At 58.3% G+C, this 14,680-nt stretch carries 12 protein-coding genes and 1 tRNA gene; 7 read left to right on the forward strand and 6 right to left on the reverse strand.

The window, feature by feature from the left end:
• The first annotated feature begins 25 nt into the window (after window positions 1-25).
• A complete protein-coding gene (locus QPL94_RS16540; protein ID WP_285358899.1) occupies window positions 26-1,525 on the forward strand; it encodes a RimK family ATP-grasp domain-containing protein in 1,500 nt (499 codons plus the stop codon).
• Here QPL94_RS16540 and QPL94_RS16545 read toward each other — a convergent pair.
• Window positions 1,522-2,700 carry a cation diffusion facilitator family transporter gene (locus tag QPL94_RS16545; protein WP_285358900.1) on the reverse strand — a complete coding sequence of 393 codons (1,179 nt, stop codon included), beginning with the start codon at window positions 2,698-2,700 and terminating at the stop codon, window positions 1,522-1,524. The genes QPL94_RS16540 and QPL94_RS16545 overlap by 4 nt on opposite strands.
• Window positions 2,701-3,106: 406 nt before the next feature.
• Here QPL94_RS16545 and QPL94_RS16550 point away from each other — a divergent pair, with 406 nt between their 5' ends.
• On the forward strand, window positions 3,107-4,126 hold the full coding sequence (locus tag QPL94_RS16550; RefSeq protein WP_285358901.1) for a quinone-dependent dihydroorotate dehydrogenase: 1,020 nt from the start codon (window positions 3,107-3,109) through the stop codon (window positions 4,124-4,126).
• Between the two features lie 188 nt (window positions 4,127-4,314).
• Here QPL94_RS16550 and rmf read toward each other — a convergent pair whose 3' ends face one another.
• Window positions 4,315-4,524, reverse strand: a complete 210-nt coding sequence (gene rmf / locus QPL94_RS16555; protein ID WP_027831734.1) for a ribosome modulation factor — start codon at window positions 4,522-4,524, stop codon at window positions 4,315-4,317.
• 328 nt (window positions 4,525-4,852) lie between these two features.
• Here rmf and rlmKL point away from each other — a divergent pair, with 328 nt between their 5' ends.
• On the forward strand, window positions 4,853-7,036 hold the full coding sequence (gene rlmKL / locus QPL94_RS16560; protein ID WP_285358902.1) for a bifunctional 23S rRNA (guanine(2069)-N(7))-methyltransferase RlmK/23S rRNA (guanine(2445)-N(2))-methyltransferase RlmL: 2,184 nt from the start codon (window positions 4,853-4,855) through the stop codon (window positions 7,034-7,036).
• Here rlmKL and QPL94_RS16565 read toward each other — a convergent pair.
• Both QPL94_RS16565 and QPL94_RS16570 read right to left on the reverse strand, forming a co-directional pair.
• The gene (locus QPL94_RS16565) at window positions 7,020-7,646 is read right to left on the reverse strand and encodes an outer membrane beta-barrel protein (RefSeq protein WP_285358903.1); all 627 of its coding nucleotides are present in this window, start codon (window positions 7,644-7,646) and stop codon (window positions 7,020-7,022) included. The two genes, rlmKL and QPL94_RS16565, sit on opposite strands and share 17 nt — an antisense overlap.
• Before the next feature lie 114 nt (window positions 7,647-7,760).
• A complete protein-coding gene (locus QPL94_RS16570; protein WP_285358904.1) occupies window positions 7,761-8,240 on the reverse strand; it encodes a hypothetical protein in 480 nt (159 codons plus the stop codon).
• Window positions 8,241-8,354: 114 nt separating this feature from the next.
• Here QPL94_RS16570 and QPL94_RS16575 point away from each other — a divergent pair, with 114 nt between their 5' ends.
• On the forward strand, window positions 8,355-9,647 hold the full coding sequence (locus tag QPL94_RS16575; protein WP_285359333.1) for a M18 family aminopeptidase: 1,293 nt from the start codon (window positions 8,355-8,357) through the stop codon (window positions 9,645-9,647).
• 1 nt (window position 9,648) lies between these two features.
• Here the strand turns inward: QPL94_RS16575 and QPL94_RS16580 are convergent.
• Window positions 9,649-9,724: transfer RNA gene (locus tag QPL94_RS16580), tRNA-Asn, on the reverse strand.
• 73 nt (window positions 9,725-9,797) lie between these two features.
• Here QPL94_RS16580 and QPL94_RS16585 point away from each other — a divergent pair.
• Complete coding sequence (locus tag QPL94_RS16585) at window positions 9,798-10,763, forward strand: YheT family hydrolase (RefSeq protein ID WP_285358905.1); 966 nt, start codon at window positions 9,798-9,800, stop codon at window positions 10,761-10,763.
• 10 nt (window positions 10,764-10,773) lie between these two features.
• Here the strand turns inward: QPL94_RS16585 and QPL94_RS16590 are convergent, their stop codons facing one another.
• Complete coding sequence (locus tag QPL94_RS16590) at window positions 10,774-11,406, reverse strand: arylesterase (protein ID WP_285358906.1); 633 nt, start codon at window positions 11,404-11,406, stop codon at window positions 10,774-10,776.
• A 53-nt stretch (window positions 11,407-11,459) separates the two neighbouring features.
• On the opposite strand from QPL94_RS16590, the gene QPL94_RS16595 reads away from it, so the two are divergent.
• Window positions 11,460-12,194, forward strand: coding sequence for an ABC transporter ATP-binding protein (locus QPL94_RS16595; RefSeq protein ID WP_285358907.1), 735 nt, complete (start codon window positions 11,460-11,462; stop codon window positions 12,192-12,194).
• On the forward strand, window positions 12,194-14,680 hold the full coding sequence (locus tag QPL94_RS16600) for an ABC transporter permease (protein ID WP_285358909.1): 2,487 nt from the start codon (window positions 12,194-12,196) through the stop codon (window positions 14,678-14,680). The genes QPL94_RS16595 and QPL94_RS16600 overlap by 1 nt, the downstream gene beginning before the upstream one ends.

Raw genomic sequence — 14,680 nt, forward strand, 5'->3', positions numbered from 1 at the left:
CTGCCTTCATGGAGGAATGCCACTGATGTCACGTTTGTTGATTGTTGTTGACCGGGCCAGGGATTGGGCACCGTATTACCCCAGCGAAGACGTGCTGACCTTCGACCAGTACCTGCAGTTTTCCGCACCCACCTCCAGCCGGGTTCGGGTTATTAACCTTTGCCAGAGCGCCCGTTATCTCAGCCGTGGCTACTACTGTTCCTTGCTGGCTGAGGCCCGGGGCCACCACGTCGTGCCATCGGTCATGACCTTGAACGATCTTAGCCGCAAAGGGCTGTTTTCGCTGCAGCTGGATGAGCTGGACGCCAGTGTCATTAACTGGCTGGAGGCGTCCGGTTCCGAAATCGAGCCGGGGGGCGACAACAGCCATGCCACCCATGAAGTGCGCATTCGCACCTATTTTGGCCAGGCGGAACACGCGGACCTGAAACCGGTTGCACGGGCGTTGTTTGATCGCTTTCCGTGCCCGGTGCTGGAGGTGGTTTTCCGCCGCGGGAAAACCTGGCAGATTGCGTCCATGAAGCCGGGCTGCCCGGCTGATCTCAAGGGCAAAGAGCAGGACGCGTTTGCAGCGGCGTTCGACCGTTTCAGCAGCATGGTCTGGCGCAAACCCCGTACCCGCCGTCGCTATCGTTTTGACCTGGCGATGTTGGTTAATGCGGAAGAAGAAATGCCGCCCAGCGACAGGGAAGCGCTGGAGAAGTTCGAGAAAGCCGGCAAGAAGCTGGGCATCAACGTAGAACAGATTGGACGCCGTGACTATATGCGGCTGCCGGAATACGACGGTCTGTTTATTCGCGAGACAACGGCCATCGATCATCATACCTACCGTTTTGCCCGCAAGGCAGAAGCTGAGGGGATGGTGGTGATTGACGACCCTGTTTCGATTCTTCGTTGTACCAACAAGGTCTACCTGGCCGATCTGTTGAAGAACAACAAGATCCCGACACCGAAGACCCTGATTCTGTCCAAGGACCAGAAGGACAGCGCAGAGCAGGTGATGCGTGAACTGGGCTTTCCTGCGGTTATCAAAATTCCGGACGGTGCCTTCTCCCGGGGTGTCACCAAACCGGAGGATGAAAAGTCCCTACGGGCTGGTCTCAAGGAGCTGTTCAAACAGTCCGCCCTGGTACTGGCACAGGAATACCTGTACACCGACTACGACTGGCGCATCGGTGTTCTGGGCGGCAGGGCTATCTATGCCTGCAAGTACTTTATGGTGAAGGGGCACTGGCAGATCTATCAACACGGCGGTTCAGAAGTGGACAGCGGCGGTTTCGAAACCATGCCCACCTACGAAGTGCCGAGGAACGTGATCCAGGCGGCGCTGAACGCCACCCGGCTCATTGGCAATGGCCTTTACGGCGTGGACATCAAGCAGTCGGGCAACCGGGTGGCGGTGATTGAGGTAAACGACAACCCCAGCATCGACGGGGGGGTGGAAGACCGTTTCCTCGGTGGCGAGCTGTACACACTGATCATGCAGGAATTCCTGTCCCGCATGGAGGACAACCGCCGCCGTTAGACAACGGGCTGATTATCCGTGTGGGCGTGCCAGATTCTCAGGCTGCCGAACCAGGGGTGACTTCCCAGCTCGCGGCTGATCCGGTGCGCATCAGGAAGTGCTTCTGATTCGGGGATCTCCATGAACAGCTCCATGTGAACCTTGTTGCGCAGAAAGTGGAGCCTGAGCCGGCTGTCAGGCGGCAGCTTTTTGATGTGTCGGCTTAACGCCTCCCGGATCTCCCCACGGCTGGGCAGTTGCTCCGAGGTCTGGGGATGGTCTTCGTCGTTTTCGGCATCAATATGGAAATTGATATCGAGGATATTATCCAGTTGCTCACGCATGGCGGAAACTACCTGCATTCCTATCTGATGCCCTTCGGAGACGCTGATTTCCGGTCGCACTACCAGGTGAACATCCAGCATTATGTCGTGCCCCATGCGACGGCTGCGGAGCTCGTGAACGTTCCGCACCCCGTCGATGTTGGTAGCGACTTCCTTGAGCATTTTGGTGTCTTCCGGAGAGAGGCCGGTGTCCACCAGCTCTTTGACGCTGTCCCAGGTAAATTTCCAGCCAATACGAATAATAATAATGGAGATAACAACAGCTGCCAGGATATCCAGCCAGACGTAGCCAAGCATGGCGCCGACAGTGGAAAACAGCACAATGATGGATGAAAATGCGTCGGTGCGGCTGTGCCAGGCGTTGGCAATGATCAGATCCGAGCGAATTCTTATGCCTACGCGACGGGTGTAGCGGTAAATCCATTCCTTGCTGCCAACTGATATGGCAGCGGCAACCAGGACAGGCCATTGTGGCAGATTCGCAGCGCTTTCTCCCATCAGCCGAAGCGTGTTGTCCCACGCCAGGGCTGCGCCAACCGCAATCAGAAAACTGCCCAATACCAAGGTGCCCATGGTTTCAATGCGCTGATGTCCGTAGGGGTGGTCGGCATCGGGCCCCTGACGGGACACGCGCATGACCCCCAGAACCACAATATCCGAGGCGACATCACTGAATGAGTGAATGCCATCCACTATCAAGGCCTGGGAATGGAACAGTACACCACCGATGACCTTTATAACGCCCAGAACGGCATCCAGAAGCATGCCGATCACGGTCACTCTGGAAGCCGCTCTGCGCTCAGCTGACAGGTTATCCGCCTGCTGTGTGGCTGGGCTCTGGTGGTCTTTCATCTTTTTTGCTCCTGCGGCTGAGAAAGCCAGTATAACGATATTTCCGGCAAGCTCTGTAAAGGCTTTCCGACGCAAAAACTGAATGATTTATACACATCGTCGGGAAATGACTTCAAGGCAACATTTGGTGTCTTCTGTGCGTTCTTCAGGATAAAAACAAGTTTAACCTATTGATATATTTAGTAAAATAAACTGATCAAAAAATGATCAATTTGTAGACTGGCGCGGATATCAAGGGTTCGACGGCGTTGCCCCGCGATTTTCAACAGGGTTATCCACAGATTCCGTGGAAAAGGTCACAACACCTTAACGCTACAGACATTTTACTGTCATCTGGATTGTGTAAGGCGATGCTGTGGAAAAGTTCCGGTATACTCCGCGTCATTCTCGATCAGGGAGATTCTGTATGTATGGCATTATGCGCGAATTGCTGTTCCGGCTGCCACCGGAAACCGCCCATAATCTGACGTTATCCGGGCTGGACATGGCTGGGAAACTGGGGCTGCTGAAGGCACTCGTTACCGAGCCGGAGCCGCTCCCTGTGCGGGTGATGGGCCTGGATTTTCCCAACCCGGTCGGCCTGGCTGCCGGCCTGGACAAGAATGCCGATCACCTCGATGCCCTGGGCGCGCTGGGATTCGGGTTTATCGAGGTGGGCACTGTTACGCCCCTCGCGCAGCCGGGAAACCCCAAGCCGCGCATGTTCCGGCTCCCTGAGCACCAGGCCATTATCAACCGCATGGGTTTCAACAACGAGGGCCTGGAGCACTTGCTGGAACGGGTGGACAAGCGTCGTTATTCCGGTGTGCTGGGTATCAATGTCGGCAAGAACAAGCTGACACCCAACGAGGAATCCGAATCGGACTATCGAAAGGGCATCGCCGCGGTATACTCCCGTGCCGACTATATCACCGTGAATGTGTCATCCCCCAATACGCCGGGACTGCGGGACCTCCAGTTTGGTGACTCGTTAAAAGGCCTGATGCACGCCATCAAGGATGAACAGGCCCGGTGTGAAAAAGAGCTTGGCCGCTATGTGCCGCTGGCGGTGAAAATTGCCCCGGACATGGACGACGACGGTATCCGTTTTGTCGCGGCGGCATTGAAAGAGTCGGGGCTCGACGGGGTCATTGCAACCAATACCACCATCGACCGTGACGCCGTTGCCGGGCACCGGTACGCGGAAGAGGCGGGTGGTCTGAGTGGAGTGCCAGTGCGGGCGCCTTCAACACGGGTGATCCAGGCACTTTATGCAGAACTGGGTGATTCCCTGCCCATTATCGGGGTAGGCGGCATAACCGATGGCGCCAGCGCGGCCGAAAAAGTCCGGGCCGGAGCAAAGCTGGTGCAGGTGTACACAGGATTCATCTATCGCGGGCCGGCGCTGATACGGGAGTCTGTCGAGGCGATTCGTCAGTTGGGATGACGGGGTTCTGAAAATGGTGGGGCCAGAAATAAAGTGGGCCCGCTTAGCGGGCCCGTGCGGGGAACGTACCCCGTGGCGCTTCATCGCATGGTACGGGTCGGGAGGACCCGTTTGGGTTGCTCTGAGTACTGCGTCAAATTGTGTTATTGAAAGATCAGATTAAAGATTCGGGGCTCAGGCAAACAGCGTCATGCCGTTACGTTCGCCAGTTTGTGGATACCGGATACGCCGGTCATGCCCTCCCATTGATCTGTGCGGCCTTCTCGCCACCCGTTGAGCCATTCCTGGCGAACTTCCGGTTGTTCCAACGGGCAGCTGTCTTTTGCTTTACCGGACACGCCGGCCAGATAACCCCGTTTGAATGCACGAGCGTACATATCTCTTTTCTGTCTTTTCATGCCGTTCCTCACTAATGGATTAACAGAACAAGCGTGTACACATCTGCCGTAGCCGAGACTCGGGGCAACCCTTCCGGGGTAACCCACTATTGTCAGGTATGGCCAGAGCAGTCAGGATCCTGTTAACAGAGAGCCCTTTTTTTGGCTCCCCGGAACGACGCGTCCTCTACAAGGTAGGACTAAACCAACGCCCTTGTACACTATTTATTTAATCTATATGAAGCTTTTCTTATAGTTGTGTGACATAACAACCCCCGGAAAAGCCGGGGGAATGCGCTATTCCCACGACCTTGACTTAGCTACACTAGAAACGACTCAGGAGTCGAACGTGTCAGACCTTAACTTTTTCGTAACCTGCCCCAAAGGCCTGGAGTATCTGCTGGAGGACGAACTGCGTACCTTTGGTATGGATCCGGTCCGTAATGCACCGGCAGGTGTCTGGGCCAACGGTACCCTTGAGAGCGGCTATCGCGCCTGCCTGTGGTCGAGGCTGGCTAACCGGGTCATCCTTCACCTTGCCGATGTAGACGCCACCTCCGGCGACCAGATGCTTGGCGGCGTGACGGATCTGGAGTGGCAGCAGCATATTCCCGTGAATGGCAGTTTTCGTGTCAACTTTGTGGGCCAGAACGAGGAGATTCGCAACACCCAGTTCGGCGCCCAGCGAGTAAAGGACGGCATTGTCGACCGTCTGCGCAGTGCCAGTGGCCAGCGGCCCTCGGTCGATGCAAAGAATCCGGACGTTACCGTGTCTGCCCGCCTTAATCGCGGGAAATTGTCAGTGGGCATTGAGCTCAGTGGTGACAGTCTGCACAAGCGGGGCTACCGCACGGAAAAGGGCGCGGCGCCTTTGAAGGAAAACCTCGCGGCGGCATTGCTGACCCGATGCGGCTGGCCCGAGATCGCCAAAGCCGGAGGCGACTTCATTGACCCCATGTGTGGCTCCGGCACATTGGTGATTGAAGCCGCCATGATGGCACTGGACCTTGCGCCCGGCCGTAAGCGCGAGCGCTTCGGGTTTGAGCGTTGGCTTGGGCACCAGCCGGATCTTTGGCTGGCGCTCCGCCAGGAGGCCGAGAAGCGTGCCTACGAAGGCAAGCAGGGTATCGATGGCCGTATGCCGTTGTTCCTTGGTTTTGATCAGGACCGGGGCGTGATCCAGACCGCCCGAAATAACCTGCAGCGCGCGGGCCTTGAAAACATAGTAACGGTCGAACAGCGGGCCATCGACGAATTTGCCCGGGACGAGAGCTGGGCCGAGACTGGCCTGGTGCTGGTGAACCCTCCCTACGGCGAACGCCTGAGTGAGCGCAAGGAGCTTGGCAACCTGTATCGCAGCCTGGGTGAAGCCGTGAAAGCTGCGTTACCGGGCTGGCGGCTGGGTGTGTTCACCGGTGCCCCTGAATACGGAAAATCCGTGGGCCTGCGCAGCTACAAACAGTATCGTCTTTACAATGGCAAGCTGCCGGCACAGCTGTTGCTGTTCACCGTGGACGATATGAGTTCAATGACCCCCAGGGAACCAGATGTGCCTGGCGAGGTAACGCCCCGTATTGCCAACGAAGAGCGAGCGGCCATGCTCCGCAACCGTCTGAAGAAAAATCTGAAGACGGTCGGCCAGTGGGCCCGTAAACAGGGCATTGGCTGCTACCGCCTGTACGACGCCGATATGCCGGAGTTTGCCCTGGCCATTGATATCTATGAGGGTCGGGTGCACGTCCAGGAATACGCAGCGCCCAAGTCAGTGGATGAGCGTTCCGCACGGGAACGGCTTGCTGAGGCACTGGCGGTAATTCCGGAAGCCATCGGTGTTGAGCGGGAAGCTATGGTCTGCAAGCAGCGCCAGCGACAGGCTGGTACCAGCCAGTATGAAAAGCAGGCGGCCAGTGGTGAGTTCTTCAATGTTCACGAGCATGGGTGCGTGCTGAAGGTGAATCTCAAGGATTACCTGGATACCGGTCTGTTCCTGGACCATCGTCCGGTGCGGCACTGGATTCAGCAGCATGCACCAGGCAAGCGGTTTCTGAACCTGTTCTGTTATACCGGTGCAGCCACGGTTCATGCAGCCGTAGGCGGCGCGACCCGTTCACTGAGTCTCGATATGTCGAAGACCTATGTGAACTGGGCGGAGGAGAATCTGGCGCTCAATCGTGCCGATGCCTCCCATCATCGGGTGGAGCAGGCGGATTGTCTGGCCTGGCTGGCGGCCAAACCCTCCGGTGACCAGCGGTTTGACCTTATCTTCATGGATCCGCCCACCTTCTCGAATTCAGCGCGGATGGCCGGAGTGCTGGATATCCAGAAAGATCACGGGCGGCTGATCCGGCAGGCGATGCAGCGGCTAACGTCTGAGGGGTTGTTGGTCTTTTCGACCAATTTCAGGCGCTTCAAGCTGGATGAGAGTCTGGAAGAAGAGTTCGCCATTGAAGAGGTGACCCGCGACACGCTTGACCGGGATTTTCAGCGCAATGCGCGGATTCACCGGTGCTTTCATATCAGAACTCATATTTGAAACCGGTTGAGAACTGGAAGGTGTTGGCGCCGGTTTCGGTATCTTCAAACAGCCGGCCGCCTTCCAGAACGATGAAACCGTTCTCCACCACCTCGAAATCCAGACCCAACAGCCAGCTGACGCTGAACGAGCTGTCCGGGTATTCGTTTGCGAGGGAGGCGTATGGGGAGCGGTCATCCGGATCCGCCTCACGGGCCTTGCCGAGAGGGGTGAGAGTGGCGACCCCCTCAATGTGTGAAAACCCGAACTGGGCGTATGCGTTGGCGTAGTCGGTAACCGGGTAGTGGCCGCCGATGTACCAGCTGGCGAAGTATTCGATGTCCAGTTCCAGCTCGTTGTCGATTTCGCCGGTGGTAGTGCCCGCGCCTGCGCGGATTTCCACGTGGAAATGATCGGAGATGTGTGTGCCGAGCACCATGGAACCAGTGGAAGACATGGTTGTTTCCAGGGTGTTCTGACCGACAGAGCGGTGATTGAGGGCCGTTGCCAGGAGCCCGACGTAGGTCATGCCTTCGCGGGATTTTTTATCCTGGGCAATGGCGGTTGTGGTGGTCAGCAGGGCTGCCATGAGCAGGGCAGCCGTGGGGATATCTCGCAACAGCATGTTCATTGTTATCGGGCTTCCTGGCGTTGTCGGATTCCGACAGATTCTGCCTTCTGTAACTGTTTGTTACGTCGACACAAGTCACAGTTCGCCCTGCTCGCAGTGCTGTCTGAGGTGGAGCTACTCGATGAGGCCTTCTTCGCGGGCAATCAACAGCAGTGCGTAAACGCCGTTTTCCGGCAACTGGGGCTCAAGGCCCTCGTCTGACAGCAACTGGCGGCGGCGGTCGTCCAGGTCTTCCCTTGGCATGGAGGTGACCAGCTCTTCAATCCCCGCGATCTCGAAGGGGGCGTCCATGCTGACGGCCGTGAAGATAAGGTCCACGAGAATTTCGTCGGGGTCCATGCCATCGACGTAAACGGTCTGGTCGGGCAGGTCCTGGTGGAGTTCCTGGGCCAGTTCGATCAGCGGTACGCCCTGTTCCTCCAGGTAGAGCAGGTCAATGTCGCCCAGGTCGGCGTCTTCCGGTATCCACTCGTCGGCGGGAGCGATGACGACGGTTTTCATCTGCCCGTCTTCCAGCGACCAGGCCATGGCCACAGGAAACAGAACGTCGTCGGTCTGGCAGTATTCGATATCGAGAAAACGTGGTGTGGGCAAGGTACACTCTCCGGGTAGCCGGGCTGCACACTCTGGCAGCCGTTTTGTACGGATATGACGTCGGGCGCCATCATGCCATACTGGCGCCGCAATTATCAGTTTATCAGGGACATCATGGAACACGCTGAATTTAACAACGATCTGCTCGAATTTCTGAACGCTTCACCCACGCCCTGGCACGCCGTTGCCACCATGAAGCAGCGGCTCGACGAGGCCGGTTTCAAGGCACTGGACGAGAAAGAAGACTGGAACCTGGAGGCAGGTCAGGGCTACTACGCCATTCGCAATGGCTCGTCCATTGTGGCGTTCCGCACCGGTCGCCGCGACGTTGCCGAGGCCGGCATTCGCATGGTGGGCGCGCACACCGACAGCCCGTGCCTGAAGGTAAAACCGAACCCGGAACTGCGCCGTAAGGGCTTTTTCCAGTTGGGCGTGGAAGTCTATGGCGGCGTATTGCTGAATCCCTGGTTTGACCGCGACCTGTCCCTCGCCGGCCGGGTGACCTACGTGGATGAATCCGGCCAGGTAAAAGACACCCTGGTGGACTTCCGCAAAGCCGTTGCCTACATCCCCAGCCTGGCCATTCACCTGGACCGGGAAGCCAACAGCAACCGCACGGTGAACCCGCAGACGGATCTGCCGCCCGTGCTGATGCAGGTGCCGGAAGAGGACACCACCCTCTTCGCTGATCTGCTGACCGAACAGCTTGTCCAGGAGCAACCGGGCATCCGTGTCCGCAAGATTCTGGGTTATGAGCTGGGCTTCTACGATGCCCAGCCGGCATCGATCGTCGGGCTGCGCGGCGATTTCATTGCCTCGGCAAGGCTGGACAACCTGTTGAGCTGTTTCATCGGGCTGCAGGCGCTGATCGGGTCGTCAGGGGAGGAACCGGCGTTGCTGGTCTGCAACGACCACGAGGAGGTCGGCAGCATGTCCGCGGAAGGCGCACAGGGTCCCTTCCTCTCTGCAGTTCTGGACCGCTGGTGCGGCAAGGGCAGGGCACGTGCAATTGCCCGTTCCATGATGATCTCTGCGGACAATGCCCACGGCGTTCATCCTAACTATCTGGACAGGCATGATGAGAATCACGGGCCAATCCTGAACCAGGGGCCGGTGATCAAGGTCAACCACAACCAGCGTTACGCGACCAACAGCCGCTCGGCGGCACTGTATCGCCACATCAGTGATGAACTGGAGCTGCCATGCCAGACCTTTGTGGTGCGCAGTGATATGGGCTGTGGCAGTACGATTGGCCCGCTGACCGCCGGCAACCTGGGAGTGACAACACTGGATATAGGTGTGCCGCAGTTTGGCATGCATTCTATTCGGGAAATGGCCGGAACCAGGGATGGTGTAACGCTGTTCAGGGTGCTGCGGGAATTCATGCAGCGAAGGGAAGTGCTGTAAGTGGCTCCCCGAGCTGGGCTCGAACCAGCGACAAACGGATTAACAGTCCGTTGCTCTACCAACTGAGCTATCGGGGAACAGAGTCGGAATGGCGCGCATGATAGGCACTTTCCAGGGTGCAGTCAACCCCCTGAATTGAAAGGTTAAATTTTGTACTACCACTTTCTGGACTACAAACCACCGCTGTGGTTGCGCAACGGCCATATCCAGTCGATCTGGCCGACGCTGTTCCGCACGGTAACGGTTGCGGAGCCGGAGCGGGAAGTATTGCCCACCGACGACAACGACGAACTGCACCTGGACTGGTATCGCCAGGGCAGTGACCGGCTGGCGGTGTTGTCCCATGGTCTGGAAGGACATAGCCGGCGCCCGTATATGCAGGGACTGGCACGCGCACTGTTGAATGACGGCTGGGATGTGCTGGCCTGGAATTTCCGCTCCTGCGGCGGCGTGATGAACCATCAGCCCCGCTTCTATCACAGCGGTGCGACGGGCGATCTCGACCGCGTGGTGAAGCACGGGCTCGGCAAAGGGTACAAAACGGCGTTTCTCTCCGGTTTCAGCATGGGCGGCAATCTCACCCTGCTGTACCTGGGGCAGCAGTCAGAGCAGGTGGACAGCCGCATCTGCGGAGCCATTACCTATTCCGTGCCCTGTGACCTGGCCGGCAGTGCCGATACCCTGGCTTTGCCCAGTCGGCGCATCTACATGCAGCGCTTTCTGCGGGATCTGCAGGTGAAGATGGAAGAAAAATCGAAGCGGTTTCCCGACCTCATTGATGTCGAGGGCTTCGACACTATTCGAAGTTTCCACGGATTTGATGACCGCTACACCGCGCCGTTACACGGTTTCCGGGACGCGCAGGATTATTGGGCGAGCTGTTCGGCTCTCTGGAAGCTGAAAGACATTCGCGTGCCGTCGCTCATCGTCAATGCTGCTGATGATCCGTTTCTGTCGCGGCGGTGTTTCCCCGAATCCCGGGAACACCTTGGCGCCCACGTTCGGCTAGAATCGCCCCGGTGGGGCGGGCATGTCGGCTTTGTCGAGCACGCCCGGGACGGATATTACTGGTCAGAACGCCTTGCCGTGGCGCATGCCCGGGAGCTGCTGGCATGAAACAGGGCGATCAGTGGCGCAGCATGGGTTCCAGCACCGGCCAGATGTTCTCCAGTAACTGGCTCTGGGCCTCGGCTGTCGGGTGGATGTCATCATCCTGCATCATGCCTTCCTGGTCATAGATGCCATCCAGGAAGAAGGGCACCAGTTCGGTGTCCTGTTCGTCCGCCAGTTCCGGATAAATCTCTGCGAAGGCGCTCGTGTAGCGCTGGCCATAATTGGGAGGAATCTGCATGCCCACGAGCAGTGCCCTGGCGCCGGTTTCATTCACCTGCTCAATCATGCTGGACAGGTTGCGGCGGATGACCTGAGGCGGGAAACCCCGCAGGCCGTCGTTGCCCCCAAGTTCGATAATGACAATGTCCGGCTCGTTTTCATCCAGCAGTTTTGGCAGGCGACGCAAGCCGCCGTCGGTGGTTTCTCCGCTTATGCTGGCGTTTACCACCTGCCACTGGTCAAAGCCTTCTTCGTCGAGACGCTCCTTCAACAGGGCGACCCAGGCTTCCTCGGTCTGCACGCCATAGGCTGCACTGAGACTGTCACCAAAAATCATCAGTGTGTTCTGGCTGGCCTGTGCTTGCACACCAACACAAATTAAAGCTATGAAAACTATTGATCTCAGGCGTAAAAATACCGTATGCATAGAGTAGTTGTTTCCAAAAAAACCGTTTCCAATAAACCCGATGTGGAGAACCCGTGAGCGACCTGAGTGAGCACAAATCGGATAGTCAACGCCCCATCCTCAAAGTCAGCGACCTGACCCACAAGGTTAGCCTGGAGACTGATACGTTGACGATCTTGCAGGGGGTCAGTCTGGAAATCAACCGCGGTGAATCCGTGGCGATTGTCGGGCGCTCCGGTTCCGGCAAGACGACCCTGCTGGGTCTGTTGGCGGGGCTGGATACACCCTCGGAGGGCACGGTGGAACTGGATGGTTCGGTGATCAGCCAGCTCAGTGAGGATGAACGTGCAAAACTCCGGTCCCGTCGGGTTGGTTTTGTGTTCCAGTCGTTCCAGCTATTGCCGGCGTTGACGGCACTGGAGAATGTCATGCTGCCGCTGGAACTCGGCGGATTTGACAGTCCGGAAGCAAAGGCGAAGGAATTGCTGGAGCGGGTAGGGCTTGGTGAACGGCTCTCCCATACGCCCCGACAGCTTTCCGGCGGGGAGCAACAGCGTGTTGCTATCGCCCGGGCTTTTGCGTCTGAACCCGCCATCCTGTTCGCGGATGAGCCCACGGGCAACCTGGACAACCGCACTGGCGCGGATGTGTCAGACCTGTTGATGACACTGAACCGGGAACAGGGCACAACACTGGTCATGGTTACCCACGATGAACGGCTCGCCGCTCGCTGCGTCCGTCAGTTCAATATTGAAGCCGGTATCCTGACGGAGCCGACCACCTCAGAGCAGCCGGAAGCGGTGAACTGATGGCGGCATCGAAGAAGTTAATGTCAGTCAAGCGCGACTGGCGTGAAAGGGACGTCAGGGTTGTTCTGTCCGCGCTGATCATTGCCGTTGCCACGGTAGCGACCATCGCCCTGTTTGCCAGCCAGTTGCAGCGCACACTGGTGACGTCCGCCAGTTCTTTCCTGGCGGCTGACCGCCAGCTGGAAGCGGAGAACGGCCGGCCAGTTCCCGAAGCCTGGATGCAGGAAGCCGAACAGCGGGGCCTAGAAACCGCCCGCATGATCGAGTTTTCCACCATGGTTTACGGGGCCGACAATTTCCAGCTGGTGTCGATCAAGGCGGTGAATAACGAATATCCGCTGCGCGGCCAGGTCGAGTACCAGCAAGGTGCGGATGCGCCCAGGCAGACCGTTGGCCATGGGCCGGGGCCCGGAGAGGTGTGGATAAACCCGCGCCTGTTGCGGTTACTGGAACTTGAGCTCGGCGACAGCCTGGAGGTGGGTAATCATTCGCTGACCATCGCCGGTTTGCTCGTTCGTGAGCCGGACGGTGGCTTCCGTATGTCAGCGCTGGCACCACGGGTCATGATGCACGTGGATGACGTGGCGGCCACCGAGGTGATCCAGGAAGGTAGCCGGGTGGAATACGTGTACCTGTTTGCCGGCGAGGAAGCTGCCCTCGATAGCTACTACAGCTGGCTGCAACCGCAGCTGGAGCCGAGTCATGAGTGGGAAGGTGTGCGTGACGGTGAGACCTTCTCCGAGTCCCTTGACCGGGCCGAGCGCTTCCTGTTGCTGGGTGGCAGCCTGGCGGTGATGCTGGCGGCGGTTGCAGTGGCGGTAGCCAGTCGCCAGTACGCGCTATCCCAGAGGGATACCGTTGCCCTGCTGAAAACGTTGGGTGTGAGCAGTAAAGGGATCGGGCGGCTGTATATTCGCCGTCTGGCCCTCTGGGGCATCGTTGGTGCCATCGGTGGGCTTCTGGTGGCCCTGCCTCTGTACTGGCTCCTGTCCAGCGTGCTGGCGGACGTGCTGGGGCGGCAGATTGACTATCAGCTGGATCCCGACGCATTGATACCGGCACTTCTGACGGCCCTGGTGTCGCTGTTTGCTTTTGCCTATCCGCCGATTCGAAGGCTGCGCCATGTGCCAGCCATGAGGGTATTGCGAAGCCAGCCTGGCGAATCTGGCCGTGAGGCCATTCCGGATCTGATCATTGCCGTGGTGGCGATATTCGGTCTGGTATGGATGTACGCCCGGGAGGTGTCCCTGGTGTTGTCGCTGCTGGGTGGCCTTGTGTTGCTGCTGGGCACGCTTGGGCTGCTGGGATGGCTGCTGGTGAGCACGCTGCGCAGAATCAGTGGCGGCGGCAACGCGTGGCGGCTGGCGCTGGTGGGGCTGTACCGCCATCGCCGGGCCAGTCTGTCCCAGATGGCAGTGTTTGCCATGACGCTGATGCTGGCGGCCACATTGATCCTGGTCAGAACCTCATTGCTGACTGACTGGCAGGCGCAGTTACCGGAAGACACCCCCAACCACTTCCTGATCAACATCGCCCCCCAGGCGGTCGATGAGGTGGATGAATTCTGGGCAGAGCGTGGGCATCCCCTGGAAAAACTGTATCCCATGGTCCGTGGCCGGCTGACGGAACTGAACGGCCAGCCCGTTAAAGAGGCGGTGACCAAGGAAGAGAATGTAGGGGCGCTGAATCGTGAGCTCAATCTGACCTGGATGGACGAATTACCAGATGATAATGAAATCGTGGCAGGAGAGTGGTTTACGCAGGGGCAGACCGATGGCGTATCCATTGAGGCAGAGCTGGCCGGCAAACTCGGGGTCCAAGTGGGCGATGAGCTCGGCTTCACCATTGGTTCGGACAAGGTGACAGAGACCGTCACCAGTATTCGCACGGTCCAGTGGGACAGCATGAAACCCAACTTTTACATGGCGTTTCCGCCCGGGGGCGGGCTTGAGGATATGCCGGCGACCTGGATCACGGCATTTTTTCTGCCTGCGGATATGAAGGGAGAACTTAACGACTTCTCGCGTCAATTCCCGACGGTGTCGGTGCTGGAAATCGACCATGTGATCGAACGCATACAGGAAATCGTGCGCCAGGTAACGCAGGCCATTGAAGCGATACTGGCGTTGATTCTGGCGGCAGCGCTGGTGGTCATGGCTGCGGTGGTCAGCGCCACCATGCAGGACCGGCAAAGGGAAGGTGCCTTGCTACGAACCCTGGGCGGCAGGCAGTCACTGCTGGTGAGAAGCACCATGCTGGAGTTTGCTTTGCTGGGGTTCTTTGCCGGCATCCTCGGGGTTGCGGCCGCGGAAGGTGCTGTCTGGGCACTGCAGTTCAGGATGTTTGAAGGGGAATTCCGCTGGCACTGGCAGGCCATTCTGCCGATTCCACTGCTCAGCGCCCTGGTATTGGCACTGTTTGGCCGCTGGCAGTTGAAACCTGTGCTGAGTGTGTCACCGATGCTGCTGCTCAGGCGTCTGGAGTAG

Origin of the sequence: Marinobacter sp. SS13-12 (assembly GCF_030227115.1) — a bacterium.
In the GTDB taxonomy this organism is placed as follows: Bacteria; Pseudomonadota; Gammaproteobacteria; order Pseudomonadales; family Oleiphilaceae; genus Marinobacter.

Bases quoted from the DNA above. Each gene is read 5' to 3' on its own strand.
- QPL94_RS16540 (WP_285358899.1), top strand. From the start codon at position 26: ATGTCACGTTTGTTGATTGTTGTTGACCGGGCCAGGGATTGGGCACCG.
- QPL94_RS16545 (WP_285358900.1), bottom strand. From the start codon at position 2,700: ATGAAAGACCACCAGAGCCCAGCCACACAGCAGGCGGATAACCTGTCA.
- QPL94_RS16550 (WP_285358901.1), top strand. From the start codon at position 3,107: ATGTATGGCATTATGCGCGAATTGCTGTTCCGGCTGCCACCGGAAACC.
- rmf (WP_027831734.1), bottom strand. From the start codon at position 4,524: ATGAAAAGACAGAAAAGAGATATGTACGCTCGTGCATTCAAACGGGGT.
- QPL94_RS16565 (WP_285358903.1), bottom strand. From the start codon at position 7,646: ATGAACATGCTGTTGCGAGATATCCCCACGGCTGCCCTGCTCATGGCA.
- QPL94_RS16575 (WP_285359333.1), top strand. From the start codon at position 8,355: ATGGAACACGCTGAATTTAACAACGATCTGCTCGAATTTCTGAACGCT.
- QPL94_RS16590 (WP_285358906.1), bottom strand. From the start codon at position 11,406: ATGCATACGGTATTTTTACGCCTGAGATCAATAGTTTTCATAGCTTTA.
- QPL94_RS16600 (WP_285358909.1), top strand. From the start codon at position 12,194: ATGGCGGCATCGAAGAAGTTAATGTCAGTCAAGCGCGACTGGCGTGAA.